The organism is Spirosoma montaniterrae (genome assembly GCF_001988955.1).
Taxonomy (GTDB): Bacteria; Bacteroidota; Bacteroidia; order Cytophagales; family Spirosomataceae; genus Spirosoma; species Spirosoma montaniterrae.
Genome location: NZ_CP014263.1, coordinates 2278328 through 2297104, shown reverse-complemented (window position 1 = coordinate 2297104; position 18777 = coordinate 2278328). Strand labels below are relative to the sequence as shown.

Annotated in this window: 13 protein-coding genes and 1 pseudogene; 6 read left to right on the top strand and 8 right to left on the bottom strand. The window is 55.1% G+C overall.

Annotated elements, in window-relative coordinates:
- The first annotated feature begins 80 nt into the window (after positions 1-80).
- From AWR27_RS10020 to AWR27_RS10005, 4 genes are all read left to right on the top strand, one after another.
- Positions 81-1235 (top strand): hypothetical protein, encoded by a 1155-nt coding sequence (locus AWR27_RS10020; protein WP_157579185.1) that lies wholly within the window; start codon positions 81-83, stop codon positions 1233-1235.
- A gap of 10 nt (positions 1236-1245) precedes the next feature.
- Complete coding sequence (locus AWR27_RS10015) at positions 1246-2535, top strand: serine hydrolase domain-containing protein (protein ID WP_077131047.1); 1290 nt, start codon at positions 1246-1248, stop codon at positions 2533-2535.
- A gap of 65 nt (positions 2536-2600) precedes the next feature.
- Entirely contained in the window at positions 2601-3821 is a 1221-nt protein-coding gene (locus tag AWR27_RS10010; protein ID WP_077131046.1) for a serine hydrolase domain-containing protein, read from the top strand.
- 30 nt (positions 3822-3851) lie between these two features.
- Entirely contained in the window at positions 3852-5159 is a 1308-nt protein-coding gene (locus AWR27_RS10005) for a serine hydrolase domain-containing protein (RefSeq protein ID WP_077131045.1), read from the top strand.
- A gap of 61 nt (positions 5160-5220) precedes the next feature.
- Here the strand turns inward: AWR27_RS10005 and AWR27_RS10000 are convergent.
- The 6 genes and pseudogenes from AWR27_RS10000 to AWR27_RS09975 all read right to left on the bottom strand — a co-directional run.
- Positions 5221-5547, bottom strand: a pseudogene (locus AWR27_RS10000) (PVC-type heme-binding CxxCH protein); the annotation flags it as partial.
- 447 nt (positions 5548-5994) lie between these two features.
- A complete protein-coding gene (locus AWR27_RS09995) occupies positions 5995-7176 on the bottom strand; it encodes a TolC family protein (protein WP_077131043.1) in 1182 nt (393 codons plus the stop codon).
- A complete protein-coding gene (locus AWR27_RS09990; protein WP_077131042.1) occupies positions 7166-10318 on the bottom strand; it encodes an efflux RND transporter permease subunit in 3153 nt (1050 codons plus the stop codon). Before AWR27_RS09990 ends, AWR27_RS09995 begins: the two co-directional genes overlap by 11 nt.
- A gap of 6 nt (positions 10319-10324) precedes the next feature.
- Entirely contained in the window at positions 10325-11845 is a 1521-nt protein-coding gene (locus tag AWR27_RS09985) for an efflux RND transporter periplasmic adaptor subunit (protein WP_077131041.1), read from the bottom strand.
- Positions 11846-12094 carry a hypothetical protein gene (locus AWR27_RS09980; protein ID WP_077131040.1) on the bottom strand — a complete coding sequence of 83 codons (249 nt, stop codon included), beginning with the start codon at positions 12092-12094 and terminating at the stop codon, positions 11846-11848.
- Positions 12095-12314: 220 nt separating this feature from the next.
- Positions 12315-12776, bottom strand: coding sequence for a hypothetical protein (locus tag AWR27_RS09975; RefSeq protein ID WP_077131039.1), 462 nt, complete (start codon positions 12774-12776; stop codon positions 12315-12317).
- 103 nt (positions 12777-12879) lie between these two features.
- Here AWR27_RS09975 and AWR27_RS09970 point away from each other — a divergent pair, with 103 nt between their 5' ends.
- Complete coding sequence (locus AWR27_RS09970) at positions 12880-14097, top strand: ATP-binding protein (RefSeq protein WP_077131038.1); 1218 nt, start codon at positions 12880-12882, stop codon at positions 14095-14097.
- Complete coding sequence (locus AWR27_RS09965; protein WP_077131037.1) at positions 14072-15043, top strand: ParA family protein; 972 nt, start codon at positions 14072-14074, stop codon at positions 15041-15043. Before AWR27_RS09970 ends, AWR27_RS09965 begins: the two co-directional genes overlap by 26 nt.
- Before the next feature lies 1 nt (position 15044).
- Here AWR27_RS09965 and AWR27_RS09960 read toward each other — a convergent pair whose 3' ends face one another.
- Together AWR27_RS09960 and AWR27_RS26195 are read right to left on the bottom strand one after the other, a co-directional pair.
- Positions 15045-17432, bottom strand: a complete 2388-nt coding sequence (locus tag AWR27_RS09960) for an FtsX-like permease family protein (RefSeq protein WP_077131036.1) — start codon at positions 17430-17432, stop codon at positions 15045-15047.
- Positions 17429-18694, bottom strand: a complete 1266-nt coding sequence (locus tag AWR27_RS26195; protein ID WP_232326027.1) for an ATP-binding cassette domain-containing protein — start codon at positions 18692-18694, stop codon at positions 17429-17431. The genes AWR27_RS09960 and AWR27_RS26195 overlap by 4 nt, the downstream gene beginning before the upstream one ends.
- Positions 18695-18777: the final 83 nt, after the last annotated feature.

The window sequence follows — 18777 nt, the reverse complement described above, 5'->3', positions numbered from 1 at the left end:
GGATTTGGACGATTTCTTATCGCTGCCCGCCAGCGGGGTCACCTACCTTTGCCCCATCCTCTTCTAAACCGAATAGTACCATGACATCACAAAATACACCCAATCTGGTAAGTCGAAGAAACTGGCTACGTAATGCCGCCTTTGCGACTACGGGTGCCGCTGTGCTGCCCTCACTTCTTACCAGTTGTAGCGATCATAGAATCCCGCCGGGTGTAGGAATAGGTGCCCCAGCGGACGTGCCACTAACACCGTCTGAGTTGAAAAGCGCGGCACAGAACCTGCTTCATATGAATGCATGGACACAGGATTTATACCCCTTTTGCATTGAATATGAACTCGCAGTATACGCACTCTTAAAATCAGGAGAGAAGCCAACGAACTGGACAGACTTTATTATAGACGTCTTTGTTGATATAGCGATTGGTCTATTAGAAGCAGCATCGGTAGAAAATCCTTTCGCTGAACCGGCAATTGCCATTTTGGGTGCAAGCATTAAACAATGGATATCTGCTTCCGAAAGACCGGCTGTTTTAGACGGTCGATTCGCAGAATTCGCGCTGGGGCACAACCGAATGCAAAAAGCCATTTCAGACACGCTACTTATACTGGCCGACGAAACCGACAATTACAAGAACCTGCGGGAAGGGTGGAAAGGCGAGATTGAATTTAATGGCAAAAAATACACCCTCAAGGATTTGGCAAACTCACAATTCCCAACCCTTGATAAGGGTAAAGAATACACAAGCCTACGGACTGTTGCATACGATCAATTCAAAAAACATCTCTGGAATGTGATGTTTATCAAAGCTGGTTCGATGACCTATAGTGCTTATTGGTCTATACCTGTTTTCTCTAAAACGCCCAGTAAATACGGACGAGATATTCATTACAAAGATTACCCGGCAACTTACTTGCGAGGCTGGTATGAGCATGTTGGATTGCGTTATTATTTCCGGTATTGGTATTTCACGTTCGATGGCCGCGAATTATCGACTGAGGCTGCACATGAATTATTTAAGGACGATAGCCCGCAGAACATTATAAACCCCGATGGTTTGTTTAATCGCGATTACGTATTTAAACAATTTCATACGGAAAAACCTGATTTTTTTGGCTACCATGAATTGAGAAAAGACGCCAGTGAATTTCCAAAGTATGATAATGAACTGGATTTTGATCTTCCGGATGACTTTGTGTTCACCGGAGGAGATTTCCCTATATTAACAAAACGTTGAGCTGTCAACCATGTTACTCAATTCCTCTTCCCCGAAAGCCGTAGTACGTCTGGCTGTAGCAGCACTCAGTTATGGGTTGTTGGCGAACTGTTCGTCCCTGCTCGACGACCATCGCCCGATTGGGTCTCCGCCTAACAGTCAGACGCGGGTACAAAGAGCGGTTGATAGTGTTCGCACCGCTCTGGAAAAAGACCTTGGCAATTCAGTACCCTCGCTGAATCTGTATATTCAGACGCCCACCGAAAAAATCTTTGCCTCTTCGGTACCGGCTGGTTATTTCCCTATCACCGAAGCTACCAACTTTCGCTTCGCCAGCAATACCAAAACGTTTACCTCTACTGCCATGCTGACTATGTATCAGAACGGCTGGCTAAACTATAAAGCGAAAATCACGGATAATATTCCAGGCACCAACACGCCCTACGTACCCAATACGCCCGAATGGGATTTTCCGAATAAAAATGAGATTACCATCGAGCAACTGTTACAACATAGCGCGGGGGTGTACGATGTCGATAATGACCCGGTTCCCGGCTTCAATGGATTATCCTACACGGCGTTTGTTCAAGATGCTGAACCGAACCATCAGTTCACAACCGAGGAAATGGTGGGTCAACTTGTCAAGCATAAGTTAAAATACGATTTTTCTCCCGGCACCGGGTATCACTATAGCAATACCGGCTATTCCATACTCGGGTACATTATTGCCCGTGTTTATTCGCTGAAAAGTGGCAGCACCAAAACCTACGAGGATTACTTGCAGGATTTCGTAGTCGGCCCAGCCACGAAGGTGCCTCTGGCACTGCGGTTCCCGGTCCTGGCCAGCGACACGAAGATGCCGGTACCCTTCTTAGGGGGCAATGAGCGGCTTCCCGGAAAAACGCCGATTATATTCGGTGACTACAATATGAGTGCTCAGGTAGCAGAGGGGAATGGTTACGGCACGCCGGTATCGCTCAATACGTTCATACGGACGCTGATGAAAGGCGAGAACGTGCTGAAACCCGAAACCGTGAAGTTGATGCAATCCGATGTTAACCTTAAATCCCAGAACACGTATGCGCTGGGGTGCTTCTACACGAAGAATCTGGGATTTGGTCATAACGGCGAACGTTGTGGTACACTTTCGCTTGCCATGTATGACCCCGCTACCGATGTGTCGGTCGTAGCGTTTATCAATCTGGTCGATAAAACGAGGGGTGGAGAAACGCAGGGCAGCACATTTGCGATGTGTTTCAATGCTATATACGGTGCTGCTTACGGGGGCAGGGCGGCTTTGGGCTATCCGGGCAGGCCGTAGCGATTACGTATAGTTCCAGCTTATTGGAGATCGATTTTTAGCCATTCCTCTTAACGCATCCTGCCATGAAACCTGCGCACTTATTTGTCCTGGTGGCCCTCTTTATCGTGGGTAGTACAACGCTTCAGTCCTGTTTCACGGATCATATACAACCTACCGATGTTCGTGCCCAACTCCAACAAGTGAGTGATAGTCTCTACCAGCACTTTAATGCGAAATGGAAAATCGAAAAAAATAAAGGAGGCTTTTTTCTACAGGTCAACAGCCCGGCTGGTTCGAATCTGGTTTCCAGTAACATTGAGCCGGGTGTTCAGCGTGATTCACATTACCGAATCGCCAGCCTATCCAAAATCTTTACGGCGGCAGCCATCATGCTCCTTCAACAGGAAGGTAAATTGGTCATCACCGACTTTATTCCGGCTTATCTGCCTGCTACACCAGCGTATGATATTCCTTATAAAGACAAGATCACCATCAAACAATTGCTTCAGCACCGGGCGGGCGTATTTGACGTCACCAATCAGGACATCCCAACTACGGTCAATCAGCCCTACGCCGGCAAACGATACGGTGAGTATATCCGGGACGACCTCAAGCAGGATACCCATACCTTCACCTTTGATGAACTGGTCGGGGTGGTGGCGCAGAACAAGTTGTCCAATTTCTCACCGGGCACTACGTTCGGTTACTCGAATACGGGCTATAACCTGCTGGGTAAAATTATTGAAAAGGCTTCGGGCATGTCGTACAGCGATTTTATCCGCACCCGCTTCCTGGAGCCTCTACGGCTGACCAATACGTATAATGTGTGGCAAGGGACCGATACACGAATGAAAGACCCATTCGTTGGATCCTACCTCTACGTACCCGGCACGAGTCCGACCAGTACGTTTGAAGACAATATGTCGATTCATGTTACGGAGGGCGATATGGTTTCATCACCGGCTGATATCACCAAATGGATCGAGCTACTGCTAACGGGCAAAGCCGGTATAACGCCCCAAACAGTGTCCATGATGGAAGAGATGCAGGTGGCCGACGTATCGCATGGGGTGTACGGATTGGGGCTTACCTTCAACGATGGACTGGGCTACGGACACGACGGTGCCCATCTAAGCTATATATCCACTCTGCGTTATAATCCGGCTACGAAGACGACGGTGTTGATGGTGGCTACTTTATTCAAAACGGGTAACACGCCGGAAGCAAGCTATACCGATTTTCTGGAGTTAGCTTATGGCGTACGGAACACGGCCTTACGGGCAGCTCAAATCGCGACTAAATAATGGTTTGCTAACTACCTCGCACTAACCAAGATGAACGCTCTCTCATTTACGCCCCTGAGTAAGTGGCTTAGCTTCCCGCGTACCACTATCTATACAGTTTTTGTCCGCTGTTTGCTGGTTGGCGGACTGATCGGGTTGCTACTTGGCTGTAGCCGAATCGACCCGGCTGATCAGCAGGTTCCAGCGATGCAGCGGGTTCAGGAAGCCGTCGACAAGGTACGGGCCGGCCTGGAAAAAGATCTTCAGAAACAGGTTCCTTCACTCAATGTGTATGTTCAGACACCTACCCAAACCTACTTCGCATCCTCGGTTCCCGAAGGGCGACAACCCATTACGCCTACTACGTTCTTCCGGTTCGCCAGCGTCACCAAAAACTTCACCGCCACGGCTATCCTGAAGATGCATCAGGACGGCTGGCTCGACTACAAAGCCCGTATCATCGATCTGATCCCAGGGACCAGTCTGCCTTACGTACCCAATACTCCGGACTGGAATATTCCGGCCAAAAATCAGATCACCATTGAACAACTACTCCAGCACAGTGCGGGCGTATATGATGTCGATAATGATCCGGTGCCGGGTTTAAACGGGGAGAGCTACGTCAATTACGTTCTATCCCGAGACTCGACGCACCAGTTCACCGCCGAGGAAATGCTCAAACCGATTCTCGACCACCAGCTTCAATACTTTGCGCCCAGCACCGGCTACCACTATAGCAATACGGGTTACGTCATGTTGAGCCGGATCATCGAGCGGGTTTACTCGGCCAGGCGTGGTAGCGCGAAGACGTATGCCGATTATCTCTACGATCACATCACCGGACCAACCAGCCGGGTGCCTCTGCCGATTTCGTTTCCCTACCGGGCCAACGACGTTCAGTTGCCTCAACCAAATGTAGCCAGCCTGCTCTGGCGAACATCGGGCCGGCTTGATAGCTTTGGCCGCTTCAATATGAGTGGCCATGTGGGCGAAGGCAACGGCTATAGCAGTATGGCAAGCCTGAACACCTATGTGCGCTCGTTGATGCAGGGCCAGAACGTCTTGCAGCCGCAAATGGTCAAGCTGATGCAAACCGATGGCTCGGTAACCAGGCCCAGTTATGCGTTGGGAACCTCCCTGTTCACCAATCTGGGCTACGGACACAACGGGGCCATTGCGGGCTATCTGACGTTGATGGTGTACGACCCCGCCACGGAGGTATCGCTGGTGGCGATGCTGCCGTTTTGGGATCTTACGCAGGGACCGAATGGCGATACCTCGTTTGGAAAATGCTTCAATTCGATGTACGACGCAGCCTATGCAGCCCGAGTAGCCTTAGGGTATCCGGGCAAACCCTGATATAGAATAAGGGGCATTAACGCAGAACACAGATAATCTACAGTAACAAAAAGCTTCTCTGCTACTTCAACGCTTCCGGATACTGCACCAAATCGACTAAATCTCTCTTGCTCAGCGATTCGCCGAAGCCGGGCATGAGCGAGGTATCGAGCTTTGCGCGGTCTTTGATAGCGGCTTTAGCGATTTTTTGCGTTGTACCGCCAAGCAGCTTCAGCGTTAGGTCGGTGGAGGTTTCAAAGCCAATAACGCCAATGTAGGTATCACCGTCGGAGGTCTGAATCAGGTATGTTTCATACCCGTGGTTAACGCCCTCGTTCGGGTACAGAATGGCCCGGTACAACCCCTCGCGCGCGAATTTTGCCCCAATCTTGGTCAATTCCGGGCCAAAGTGGGCTCCCTGCTTCTATATAACATGGCACACTCACCAGACTCGCCAATTGCTCCGGCTCATGTTGGCCAGCCAGCATGGTCTCGATGACAGCCGTGCCCGGCAGCCCGGTGATGTCGTTGAGGTTGCGTGGGGGTTGACAACCTGAAAGGTGATGTCCTGAGTCTCCATAATAAAGTGGTAAAAAGCCTCAGGAAACATACGGAATGAATAAGAGTTTTTAGCTTGGGATTCGTTAGACGATCACCAGTGAAAAGTACGGACTGAGCGGGTTCGTTGTCTCCGGTATTCAACAAGGCAACCCTTGTCGATTGATTTTAGAATGTCGCGCTCTTGTTCGGTTAGGCGCAGTTGCTCCCGCAGTATGCTTAAACTCTTCGTCGTACTTTCGGCGTGGTATTGCCGAGGTTTGATTCTTGGCCATGATATAGCTGGCATTGTGTTTGTTTACAATTGATACGCCAGCAGGTCAGCGAGAGTTAGCTGGAGGTCGCGTTCTAATTGGCGGAGCGTGTCGGTGGCTCCGTACAGGTACGTCGTTTCCAGAATATAGGCTACTGTCGTGAGTTGCCGCAGCCGGAACGACGTATCCAGCAGGAGAAGCGTATTGGTGTCGTCAAGGGCCTGCCGGTACTGCGCCAGGTTGGTTTCCAGCGTCTGGGCCTGCTCATACAGTTGCTGATTGCGGGCAACATGCTCTGTGCGGTGTTCCATCACCCGGCTTTCGCTGGCCATTACACCCGCCTGTCCCGCCCGAATGATGTTGCGCTGCTGCCAGAGCGGAATACTCAGGCCCGCATGAATACCCTGGTAGCACACCCCCAGTAACGACTGAAAATGGTAGCCAACCTGAAAGCGGGGCAACGTTAGCGCACGGGCCAGAGCCACCCGCTGCCGGTCAATGGCGACCTGCTGCCGCACAACAGCTACGGCGGGGTCAGCAGCTTCGATCAGGCTGTCGAGTTGGGAAAAGGGGGGCAGTTGGGGCCGGGCCGGATAAAGCGTATCGGGCAGGCTGATGGCTTCCCCGCCATTGAGTTGGGTGAGTCGCAGCGTCCGCTGACGGATCTGCTGGGTATTCTGCCGAAGGTCGTTTTCTAAGCCTAACCGTTGCAGATCGGCTTTGCTCACGTCCAGCGCGGTGGCCGTACCCCCACGTACCTGTTCACGTACCCCCTCGGCCAGCCTCGTCGCCCGCGCCAGCCGCTGCTGCAAATCCCGTTGCCGGATGTTGTGGTAAATCAGTTCCAGACAGAGTCGTTTGGCTTCCAGCAGCACCTGTTGCCGCCCTACACGTTGCTGGGGCGTGGTTAGCTCGGTTTGCAGCCGGGCGACTTCCCGTCGCCGTTTATAGGCGGTCGGAAAATCGAACCCCTGCGTCAGGCTGATTTCCTGCTGTAAACCCGCACCTTCGGGTCGGCCTGGCAGGTAATCATATTCGATGAACGGATCATCGGGATTTAGGCCCGTCTGCAACGTAGCGCGTTGAGCGGCATACGCCTGGCTTTCGGCCCGGAGCGTTTTGTTGTTCTGCCCCACCGATTGCAGCACCCGCTCGATGGACGAGGACGATTGGGCGTACACCCATCCAGGCAGGGCCATGAGGAGAAAAATCAGGCTATGTTTCATGCGTTTGAGGTAGTATGGGTTGTCGCTTCATCACCCGCCCATATACGATGGGGATGACAAACAAATTCAGCAGCGTGGACGACAGTAGCCCGCCCAAGATGACCTTTGCCATTGGGCTTTGAATTTCGTTGCCCGGTTCACTGCCAGCCAAAGCCAGTGGAATCAGGGCCAACCCCGCCGTGAGTGCGGTCATCAGAATGGGGCTGAGTCGGTCCACCGAGCCGTGAATGACCGCATCGTGCCGGGTTTCGCCAGCCGCTTCCAGCGTCCGGTAGTGGGCTACCAGCAGAATGCCGTTGCGCGTGGCTACGCCAAACAGGGTGATGAAGCCAATCAGGGCAGGAATGCTGACAATGCCTCCAGTTAACCACAGGCTTACCACGCCCCCAATCAGGGCCAGCGGCAGGTTGAGCAGAATGATACCGGCCAGCGACGGTTTACGAAACTCGCCCACCAGCAGCAGAAAAATCAGCAGCAGCGATACCAGCGAAGCCAGTGCGATAGTCTGGGAGGCCCGGCCTTCGCTCTCGAACTGCCCGCCGTACTCGATGCGGTACCCTTCGGGCAGTTTGATTTGGCTATTAATCCGGGCTTGTACGTCTTCGACCACGCTCCGCAAATCACGCCCGGCGACGTTGGCCGACACTACCACCCGGCGTTGTACGCCTTCGCGGTTGATGGTGTTGGGGCCACTGGTCGAAATCACGTCGGCAACCAACCGAAGCGGAATTTTACCGCTTGTCGGCGTGTCGATCAGCGTGTTGGGCAGCACTTCTAAGCGGGTGCGGTAGGCATCGGCGTAGCGCACGATGAGGTCATAGCTGCGGTTGCCCTCGAACACGTCGGCCACTTTTTCGCCCGCCAAAGCCACGTCCACGAACTCGGTGAACTGACCCATCGTGATGCCGTAACGGGCCAGCATCGGGCGGTTGGGGCGGATCTGCACCTGGGGAATCTCAATCTGCGGCTCAACCGACAAATCGACCAACCCATCGGTGCCATCAATGGCTGCTTTCACACCGTTGGAGAGGGTGAACAACTGCCCTAAGTCCGGGCCGTATACTTTGATGGCGAGATTCGCCCGCGTTCCCGACAGCATGTGGTCGATGCGGTGACCGATGGGTTGGCCGATGGTGATGTTGAGGCCCGACAGTCCGGCCAGTTTCTTCCGCACGTCGGCCATAAACTCCTCGCGGGTGCGGGTCGCCAGCACAAACGGCGCGTCGATTTCAGCGGCATTGACCCCCTGTGCGTGTTCGTCCAGTTCGGCCCGGCCCGTTCGGCGAGTAGTAGTCTGAATTTCAGGGATCGTCAATAACGCCCGTTCGACCCGCGTTCCGATGGCGTTGGATTCATCAAGCGAAATACCGGGCAGACTCACCGCGCTGATAACCAGAGAGCCTTCGTTGAATTCGGGCAGAAAACTCCGCCCCATCTGCGAGAGTAGTCCCAACGCAGCTACCAGCAATACCCCACTGGCAATCAGCACGGCGTTCCCGTGCCGGAGGGCGCGGGTCAGCGTTCGGCTATACCAGCCATTGAGCCGACGTACCAGCCACGACTCGTGGGGGCGGCCATCCGCTTGGCGGTCGGCCAGCATGTTGGACGATGTCAGCAGGAAACTACACAGGACGGGGGTAATGGTGAGGGCCACCAACAGCGAAGCCAGCAGCGACACCACGAAGGCAATGCCCAGCGGTTGCAGCAATCGGCCCTCTATACCACCGAGGAAAAACAGGGGCAGAAAGGCGGCAATAATGATGAATGTCGCCGAAATGACCGAAGCCCGAATTTCGACCGAGGCATGATAAATCACGTCCAGCACGGGCTGTCGGTCTGCTTTCGGTAGTCGGGCATTTTCACGAAGTCTCCGGTACACGTTTTCTACGTCGATGATGGCATCATCCACCAGATCACCGATGGCGATGGCCATGCCGCCCAGCGTCATCGTATTGATGGTCAGCCCCAGCCCGCGCAGGGTAAGAATCGACACCAACAGCGAGAGCGGAATAGCCAGCAGCGAAATGAATGTGGTGCGGACATTCGCCAGAAACAGGATCAGGATCACGACCACGAACAGCGACCCTTCCAGCAGGGTCCGTTGCACATTGCCCACCGATGCCGAGATAAAATCGGCCTGCCGAAAAATGCGCGTGTTCAGCTTTACGTCGGCGGGGAGCGTTTTTTGCAGGTCCACCACCGCGCTGTCGATGCGTTCGGTCAGGTTGAGCGTGTTGGTTTGGGGCTGCTTCATCACCGTCATTATGACGGCAGGATCGCCCCGGAGTGCCCCCGAACCGATTTTAGGAGCCGCGCCGGTACGTACCTCAGCTACGTCGGCTAACCGAATGGGTAATCCATTCTGCAACGTCACCACGCCACTGCCCATCTCGGCCACGTCGCTGGTGCGGCCCAACCCCCGAACAAGGTATTCGTTGTGGTACTGGTACAATAATCCTCCCGACGTGTTGCGGTTCACGTCGCGGCTGGCTTCCAGTACGTCGGGCAGCGTTACGCCAAACTGGTTCATTCGCATGGGGTCCAGCAAGACCTGATACTGCTTATAATCGCCCCCGATGGTGATGACCTGCGCTACGCCCGACAGCGACAGCAGCCGGGGCCGAATGGTCCAGTCGGCCAGCGAACGGAGGTCCATCGCCGAGGTTTTGTTCGCAGGGTCGCCTGTCGCCGGATCGCCGGCCGCCGTTAGGCTGATGAGCATGATTTCGCCCATGATCGACGATTGCGGGGCCAGCGTCGGTACACCCACGCCCTGGGGCAAGTTGCCCGTGATGGTCTGCATTTTCTCGCTGACCACCTGCCGGGCGCGGAATACGTCGGTCCCCCAATCGAATTCTACCCAGACCACCGAGATGCCCGCCGAAGATGACGAGCGTACCCGGCGCACCTGGGTCGCTCCGTTCACGGCGGATTCGATGGGAAAGCTCACCAGCCGCTCGACCTCTTCGGGAGCCAGCCCGTGGGCTTCGGTAAGCACGACAACGGTGGGCGCGGTCAGGTCGGGAAACACATCGACATCGGTTGTGCGGGCCACCTGCCAGCCGCCGATCAGAAGCAGCAACGCCCCCACCAGTACCGGCAGCCGGTTGTGGAGGGCCACATAAATAAGTCGGTTCAGCATGGGCGATTAATGTTCATGGCCGTGCGCGGGCAACGTACCCGATAGCGACGACAAGCGAATTTGATAGCCTCCCTTGGTCACCACGCGCTCACCGGATGCTACGCCCGACAGCAGTTGCGCCCGGATGCCATCGCGGGTGCCGAGTTGAACCAGCCGTTTCTGGAACGATTCGCCCCCCGTCTGGACATAGACGTAAAACTGCCCCTGCTCTTCGATCAGGGCCGATTCGGGGACGGTCAGGGCCGCGCCCTGCGGAGGGGTTTTGAGCCACACATCTACCAGCGTTCCGGGTACTAACCCGCCGACGTTGTTCACTTCCAGCAGCAGGGATGTAAAGGCCGTTTCGGCCTCAGTACTCCGGCCATAGGAAAGTACCCGCCCGCCGAGTTCCGCCAGTTCGTAGCGACGGTTATCGGCGATGGTTCGGAGGGTAGCCGACTGAATGCGGGGCAGCAAGGGCGCGTACTGCGGTGGTACGTCGGCCCTGACGACGAGTTTGCGGTTGCGGGTCAGGCTCACCAGGGGTTGCCCAGCCGCCACAAACTGACCGGATTTGACGAAGAGTTCGCGCACGTACCCACTCACGGGAGCCGTCAGGGTTTTGCCCCCCGGTCCGTAACTACCCGACAAGGCACTCAGCGCCGTACGGGCCGATTCGTAACTGGCCCGGATGCGCTCAAAATCATTGCCCGCAATAAGCCCGCTTTTATTGAGTTCCTGCGCCCGGTCATATTCAGCTTTGGCCCGGTTCAATTCGGTGCGGGCCTGTATCAGCCGGGCATCTAAATTGCCATCAGGCAGCGACCGGCTCGTGAGCGTGACCAACCGGTCGCCCGCCCGCACCGCCCGGCCCGCCACGAGCGCGGGGCCGTTGAGTTGCACGATGCCGTCGAACGTAGCGGACACGACGGCTTCATCCGTCGGTGCCGGTTGAACGCGGCCCGTGGTGCGGATAACCTCACCGAAGGGTTGCGGACGCAGCGGTTCGTTGGCGAACTCGACCTGCCAGGCTTGCTCTTTCAGGTACGTTATCTCCGGGGAGCCAACCGACGATTCGGGTTGCTGGGCCGCCATCGCAGTTTTCTCGTCTGAGTAAACAGGTACGTTCTCGATAACGAGTTGATCGGTGAAGGCGGGCGTTTTGATGTCGAACACCACCCTGCCCGTACCGGCTGCGACGGGGCTGAGGGCCAGCCGGTAAATACCCGGCTGACTGGGTACGTTGGCCGACTTTCGCAGACCCCGTTCGCCTACCAGCAGACTGACCGTCACGGTGCCTTCAGAAAGGGCCTTGAACGATTCCCCCAGCACCGTAACGTGGGTAGCAAAGCGTGATTCCGTACCGACCACCAGCGGTTTAAATTCCACAAAGACCTCGGCGTGGGGGCTGTATAGCGTGTAGGCCAGTGATTCCAGACCGGCTTCTTCGTGCGGATGGTCGTGGGGTTGATTCTGGCTGGAACGGTTGCAGCCCATCAGGCCCACCACGAGTAGCGCGGTGAGCCTGATTCGTTGTTTGGTTAGCATCTATTCGTGCTTGTGATCGTCGCCATGTGCGTGATCGTGTTTCTCCCCGTCTTTGTGCGTGTGCGGCTTGGCGGCTGTTGTGTCGCTGCCGACTGTAAATTCCTCCTGCTTTGTTGTATCGCCTTTGACATGGTCGGCATGGACGGAGCCATCGTCGTGCGTGTGCGTACCAGCTTCCTTTAAGGAGCCGCCGGAGCAGCCCAGGAACAGCAGGGAAGAAAAGGCAAAGGCAAATAAGGTCGTTTTCATTGACTTGGTTTGATTTGTTAGATGGACAAGAATAGCCGATCTATTCTCTGGTTGCGGGGAATGAATAAGCCAGCGACACGACGATCCATTGACCCAGACGGGCAAACGGCCACCAATGCGAGGGGCTGCGGCAACTCCTTGAAAAAGATAAATGAGAAAAATGAGTCGGGTCTGAGCGACCGACTACGTACCTGAACCGATCCTGAGCAGGACTACCCGGTTAGGCAGGGAGAGAGAATAAAGGGGGGGCGCGTAACGGACGGAAACGATACGGTACGGGCGGAGCTTTAGCCTGCGTGGGGGGCCAGCCAACGGTTTGCCCGACCCACCGGATGACAACGGCAAACCGGGGCAGTGTAACGGCGGTAAGCTCGGCGGCAACCGGAGCCTGGTACTGGTCCGACGCGGTTAACTGACTAAATTCGACACCCGGCGTATGCTGATGCCCAAACCACCAATCGGCCTCATCGGACGCTTCCTTTGAATCGTGGTCATGGTCGTGGTCGCTGCGGTCGGCGGTCCGATCATGATGATGCTTGGCCCCCGCATGATGGTGGGCGATCTGTCCCTCGTGGTCGTCGCAGCCGGCGTTCCGGTGGTGATGGTGCGGCAACAGGCTGTGACCCAACGAGAGTACGTAGGTCAGCCAGAGCAGCGCGACGATGAGAGGACGGATTGGCATTTGGTTGTAAAAGTAAGCAGTTTTTTGTGAAACTTCTCTGGTCAAACCGTATCATACTCGTCAAGAAGACAAGTAATCGGTGTTAAATGGCTAATTTCGCCCTATGATTAATCAGGATGAATTACGGCGTTTATTGATGGATAGCGAAAGCGACCGGGTAGAGCGCACTATTTCGACCAAAAACACTGATAAATTCGGCGAGGCTATTTGTGCGTTTGCCAATGATCTTCCCAATAATAATCAGCCTGGCTATTTATTTATCGGGGCCAATGATGACGGTTCAATTGCGGGTGTTTCAATCACGGATCAACTTTTGCAAAATCTGGCGGCTATCCGCACGGATGGCAATATTGTCCCTCCCCCTGCTTTGTCTGTTCAAAAAGTTAGCTTCGAACAAGGCGATTTGGCCGTTGTAGAAGTGCAACCGCACCACCTGCCCCCGGTCCGATACAAGCAGCAGATATGGATTCGGAACGGGCCACGCCGGGCTACCGCAGGGGAAGCCGAAGAGCGTATTTTGAACGAAAAACGTTCGCACTATGCCCGCAGCTTTGATACCTTACCTTGCCGGGGGAGTAGCCTCGCCGATCTGAGTCAGGCGTTTTTCAGGACAACGTACCTGCCATTGGCGATCACCGACGAGGAGCTAATCGCTAATGGTCGTGTGTTGGTCGAACAAATGGCTTCCCTCAAATTTTACGACCTCACGGCTGGCAGCCCAACCTTTGCCGGTTTGCTTGTCTTTGGCACGAATCCACTTTACTTTCTTCCGGGTGCTTACATTCAGTTCGTTCAGTTTGCGGGTGATTCCCTAAGTAGTGATGTTGTCAACGAAACATTATTTTCCGGCCCCCTGATTACGTTGTTGAGCGACCTTGACTCATTTGTTAAAAACCAGGTAGTCCACCAGCGTCCGGTAGGAGCCAGTTATCTTCGTGAGCAACAACTTTTTGATTTTCCATACATTGCTATTCGGGAGTCGTTGATGAACGCCCTATTACATCGTGATTATCAGAGTAATTCACCTATTCGTTTTTATCAATTTAGTGATCGAATCGAAATTCAAAATCCAGGCGGTTTATTTGGTGCCGCTCGCCCTGAAAATTTCCCAAAAGTGAATGATTATCGTAATCCGGCATTGGCTGAAGTGATGAAAGTAACGGGCTACGTGAACCGATTTAATCGGGGAATTAGCCGCATCCAAACCGCCCTGGAAACGAATAAAAGTCCCGCTCCTGTTTTTGAAAAAGATCAGCCTACTTATTTTGGCGTAACGCTTTATCGACACCCAGATTATGAAAACGCTGATCTTCTTCAATAACAAAGGCGGGGTTGGCAAAACAACACTGGTATATCACGTTGGGTATATGCTGGCCCAACTCGGTAAACGGGTTGTGCTGCTGGACCTTGATCCACAGATGAACCTGACCTCCATGCTGTTGACCGATCAACGGCTGCTGGCTATCTACGATATACCTCAGAACCGTCCCACCATCATGAATAGCATTCGTCCGGTGGTACGGGGGATCGGCGATATAAACCCCGCTCAACTGGAGACGATAGCGGAAAATCTTCACCTGCTACCCGGTGATTTGGATTTGTCTGGTTTTGAAGACCGATTAAGCGACAATTGGACCAAATGTTTGAACGGCGATGAATTAGCCTTTCGAACTGTTTCCGTCTTTTATCGGGTACTTCAGGAAGCGGTCAGTCAGGTGCAGGCAGATTATTGTTTGATTGATGTAGGACCGAATTTCGGGGCTATCAATCGAGCCACCCTCATAGCCGCCGACCATGTCATCATTCCAATGGCCGCCGATTTATTCTCGCTGCAAGGATTGAAAAACGTGGGAGCCACCCTCACCACCTGGCGACGGGAGTGGGCCGACCGTCGCAACCGAAACCCGGAGCCAACACTTGCCCTGCCCGATGCTATTATGCGCCCATCAGGGTATATTGTCATGCAACACGCGGTGCGTGATAATCGCCCGGTGAAAGCATATACCACATGGGCAAATCGTATTCCGGGTGCTTACAGTGAATTTGTGCTTGGTTTATCGACACCTCCGCCAGCATTACCTGATGATCCCAACTGCCTGGCCATTCTGAAGCATTACCGTAGCCTGATGCCTATGGCTATGGAAGCGCGTAAACCGATTTTTCTATTGAACCCATCAGACGGTGCCATTGGTGCCCATTATCAGGCAGTCAAAGAAGTGTACTCCCACTTCAAGAGCCTGTGTGAACGAATTATACGGCTACCATAGCTCACTCATACGCCAGCACTTCGCGCACCGGTACCTGCAAACTGCGCCGGGTGGTTAGCCATACTGTTAGCAGCGTTACGGTTACGGCCACACCCAGCCACAGGGCCAGCGCGTCGAGCCGGAAGACAAACGGGAGCGTGACATACAGTCCGTGTGCGCCAACGACTTTACCGGCCCCGGCAGTCAGAGGTAACGACAGCAACACGGCCAATCCTACGCTCAGGGTCGTCATAACGAAGCCTTCCGTGAGCAGGAGCCGGAACACGCTCTGGTTGGTGCCACCCATCGCCCGAATCACGCCAATCTCGCGCCACCGCTCGATGACGTTTAAGGATAGGCTCGTTCCCATGCCGAGCGTACCCACTAGCAGTACCGCAATGGCCGCGCTCGTCAGGCAGATGAGCAGGATGACGATGTGGTCGAGCATGCTTTGTCGCAGTACAGCGTTGGTCATGGCCACCAACGGAAACGCCCCCCGGCTAACCAATACCTCTTCGATTGCCCCCGCTACGTCGTTTTGACGACCCAGCTCGGTTTCGATCCGCAAGGCCCCGGCTAAATTGGCATCGATGGTCAGTTGCGACAGCGTAGCGGGAGTGGCATAGAGGGCGGGTTCGGCAATTTCTTCGATGACCGTTACCACCCTTACTGGCAGACGTTTACCACCTGCCAGCAGCGTAGCCGAAGCACCAAGTTGAAGGCCCGGCAGTCGGCCCTGCATCCCCCGGCTTACAATGAGTGCCCCTGCTTGATTTGGGTTGGGTAACGTACCCCCCACCACGACCGGATGCCAGTAGCGGCTGTTAGTAGGCGGAGCCAGCACCGAATAACGCACGCTGCCAACGGCAGGCCCCCGACCCGAACCCGTCGTCAGCTCGACGGAAGCCAGCACACTGCCCCAGGCTTCGGCGTAGGTCACGCCCGGCACTGATTGTGCCAACCGTCGAAGCGAATCGGCGGGCATGGGCCGCAACAACCGCAGGTCGATGGTATCTCCCCGGTTGGCTAAGTTGGCATCCATCGCCCGTTCGATGGCCCGGTACAGGTTCAGCGCGGTCAGCAGTACCGCTCCGCCAACCGACAGAGCCGCGACGGTCAGCACCAGCCGCCCCCGCCGACGAAATGTGTTGGCAACTGCCAACTGAAGTTGAGGAGTGCGAAATAGCCGTGTTAGCCACCCCCGTTCCCCTCCCGTTCCAACAGTCGCACCTGTGTAGCTGAGAGCTTCGCGTGTGGACTGTCTAAGTGCCTTGCGGATGGGTAGAGCCGCAAAAAGTAACGGAATCGTGATGCCAATCAGGAGTTCAGCGATCAGCGTCATGGGCGATACCGACCAATTATCGAGTTCCAGGTTGAGCATATCGGCAGCCATCGTGCAAAACGCATTCGCTACCCAAGTACCCAGCGGCAGACCAAGGACTACGGCGGGTGCGGCCAGCCCCAGCAGTAGCCGTCCGTATAGCAGCCCCACCGACCGGGCCGAACCACCCACCGCCCGCATGATGCCGATTTGCCGGGTTTGTTTAGCCAGCAAGGCCGACAGCACATTAGCGACTAACGTACCACTGAGCAGAATCGCCAGCACGAAAAAGAACGTCAACAGCGTCACCATCGCCTGCATCTGATCGGCGTGAGGGTGTTTGCCCTCCGACACCTCCACCCGGCCAACAAGTTGACCATGCTCAGTCAGCCACTGACTCAACTGGTTAGCCTGTTGGCTAATAGTCACTTTGTCGAGGGTGGCCGCGCCGTTGGTCAACTTTACCCGGAGTTCATCAAACGGGCGGTCGCTGCCCAGCCAGGCTGCTGTTTCGGGCGTGAGGTAGGCATAGCCTGCGTTGTCCTGCCAGCCGGGGGCCAGCCCGGCATCATGCACGATGCCCGCTACCAGTACGTTCCTTAGCCTTCCACCCGGAACGCGAATCGTCAGCGAATCGCCCTGCTTCACGTTCAGCACCGGCAGGGCCGACCGCTCGATGAGTACCTCACCCAATCCCGGTCGGGTTTTGCCCGATACAGGACGAAAGGTTGAGACGCGCAGGTTGGCAAACTCCGCAATCACATACGTCCGTAGGGGTCGCCAGTCAGTAGCATTGATCTTAGCTCTGGCCCGGATAGTTCGACGCAGTTCGGCATCGGCTACGAGGGGCAATGCGGCCACGCGCCGGGCGATTGAATCCGTTGCCAACGGACTCGCGTCGAGCCAGAACGTAACGTCGGCAGGGGACGTACCCCAATAGTTCTGGTTCATGGTGCGGGTCATCACCGTGCGCGAGGTAAAGGCAGTCGATAAGGCGACGGCTCCGATCAGGATGGCCAGAACGACCAGCCCCAGTTGCACGGGATTGGCCCGCACATCGCCCCGAATTTTTCTCCAGGAAGTGTTCATGAGGCAGGAGTGGTTAGCGTATCATCGACAAGCTGCCCATCGCGTAGCCGGATGGTGCGGTGCGCGCGCCGGGCTACGTCTTCATCGTGGGTCACGATCAGCAACGTAACGCCTTGTGCGTTGATCGACTCGAAAAGAGCCAGAATCGACTCGGTCGTTTGTGAGTCGAGGTTGCCGGTAGGTTCGTCGGCCACCAGCAGGGGTGGGTCGTTGGCTAAGGCCCGCGCAATGGCTACGCGCTGCTGCTGCCCGCCCGACAGCGTTTGCGGCAATTTATCGGCCTGATCAGCTAACCCCACCCGGTCAAGCAGATTACGAGCTTTGTCTTCGCGCTGACCCGTTGGCACGATACCGACCAGGTCCATTGCAAAGACGATGTTTTCCAGCACTGTCAGCGTGGGCATGAGTTGGAAAAACTGAAAGACGATGCCTACGTGTTTGCCCCGCCAGCGGGCCAGTTCATTTTCGGATAATTGGCCGAGCAGTTGTCCGCCGATCAGCACAGTACCATCCGTAGCCTGATCGATGCCGGTCAACAGATTGAGCAACGTCGATTTGCCGCTGCCCGATTTACCGATAATCGCCACGCGCTGCCCGGCAGGTACGTCGAGGCTTACCCGGTTTAGGGCCATAAAGGGCGTACCGTCGGGTCGGGTAAATGCTTTACTTACATTGGTTAGTCGCAGTAAGGAGCGGGATGCGTCTGTCATGATGGTATAGTGTGTTGATGGAATGAATAAATGGCTTCCCGAATCGTCGGATAGCGAAACGAGTAACCCAACTGTATGGCTTTCTGAACACTGAGCCGATGGGAGGCTAATAGAAACTCGCTTTTTTCGCCCAGCCGCCACCGCAGTAGTCGGGGTAGCCAGACGTCGGCCCAACGCCTGAGCCAGCGTTTTGACCAATACGTGGTTGGGTACGGGGTTAGGAACCACCGCGTTCAATGCTCTCTGCCAGTGTTCATCCCGAAGGGCATGCTCAGAGTGACTTTGCAACAATTCGGCCTTCCGGGTTGGTGTCCAGGCTCCGTCGGTGATACGTTCACCGGTCAGATTGATGATTGCGTCGGCCCACTCGACGGCCCTGGGGGCAATCTGCCCCGTCGCCTGGTTCCACTGGTAGTGCGGATAAATGCCGGAAGTGGCCCGGCGGATTAGGATGGCCACCTTGTGCTCACCTTTTGTCAGATGCTGCGTCAGTGCCTGTCCTACAAAGCCACTGCCACTAGCCAGCAATACGTCTCTAAGTTGATCGGTCATTAAAAGTCGAACAATCTGTCTATTTTTGAACACGGTGTTCGATTGGCCAAAGGTAGCCTCGTTATTCCCTCGCTGTCAATCCA

Coding starts and splice junctions, on each gene's coding strand:
- AWR27_RS10020 (WP_157579185.1), top strand. CDS start 81: ATGACATCACAAAATACACCCAATCTGGTAAGTCGAAGAAACTGGCTA.
- AWR27_RS10015 (WP_077131047.1), top strand. CDS start 1,246: ATGTTACTCAATTCCTCTTCCCCGAAAGCCGTAGTACGTCTGGCTGTA.
- AWR27_RS10010 (WP_077131046.1), top strand. CDS start 2,601: ATGAAACCTGCGCACTTATTTGTCCTGGTGGCCCTCTTTATCGTGGGT.
- AWR27_RS10005 (WP_077131045.1), top strand. CDS start 3,852: ATGAACGCTCTCTCATTTACGCCCCTGAGTAAGTGGCTTAGCTTCCCG.
- AWR27_RS09995 (WP_077131043.1), bottom strand. CDS start 7,176: ATGAAACATAGCCTGATTTTTCTCCTCATGGCCCTGCCTGGATGGGTG.
- AWR27_RS09990 (WP_077131042.1), bottom strand. CDS start 10,318: ATGCTGAACCGACTTATTTATGTGGCCCTCCACAACCGGCTGCCGGTA.
- AWR27_RS09985 (WP_077131041.1), bottom strand. CDS start 11,845: ATGCTAACCAAACAACGAATCAGGCTCACCGCGCTACTCGTGGTGGGC.
- AWR27_RS09980 (WP_077131040.1), bottom strand. CDS start 12,094: ATGAAAACGACCTTATTTGCCTTTGCCTTTTCTTCCCTGCTGTTCCTG.
- AWR27_RS09975 (WP_077131039.1), bottom strand. CDS start 12,776: ATGCCAATCCGTCCTCTCATCGTCGCGCTGCTCTGGCTGACCTACGTA.
- AWR27_RS09970 (WP_077131038.1), top strand. CDS start 12,880: ATGATTAATCAGGATGAATTACGGCGTTTATTGATGGATAGCGAAAGC.
- AWR27_RS09965 (WP_077131037.1), top strand. CDS start 14,072: ATGAAAACGCTGATCTTCTTCAATAACAAAGGCGGGGTTGGCAAAACA.
- AWR27_RS09960 (WP_077131036.1), bottom strand. CDS start 17,432: ATGAACACTTCCTGGAGAAAAATTCGGGGCGATGTGCGGGCCAATCCC.
- AWR27_RS26195 (WP_232326027.1), bottom strand. CDS start 18,694: ATGACCGATCAACTTAGAGACGTATTGCTGGCTAGTGGCAGTGGCTTT.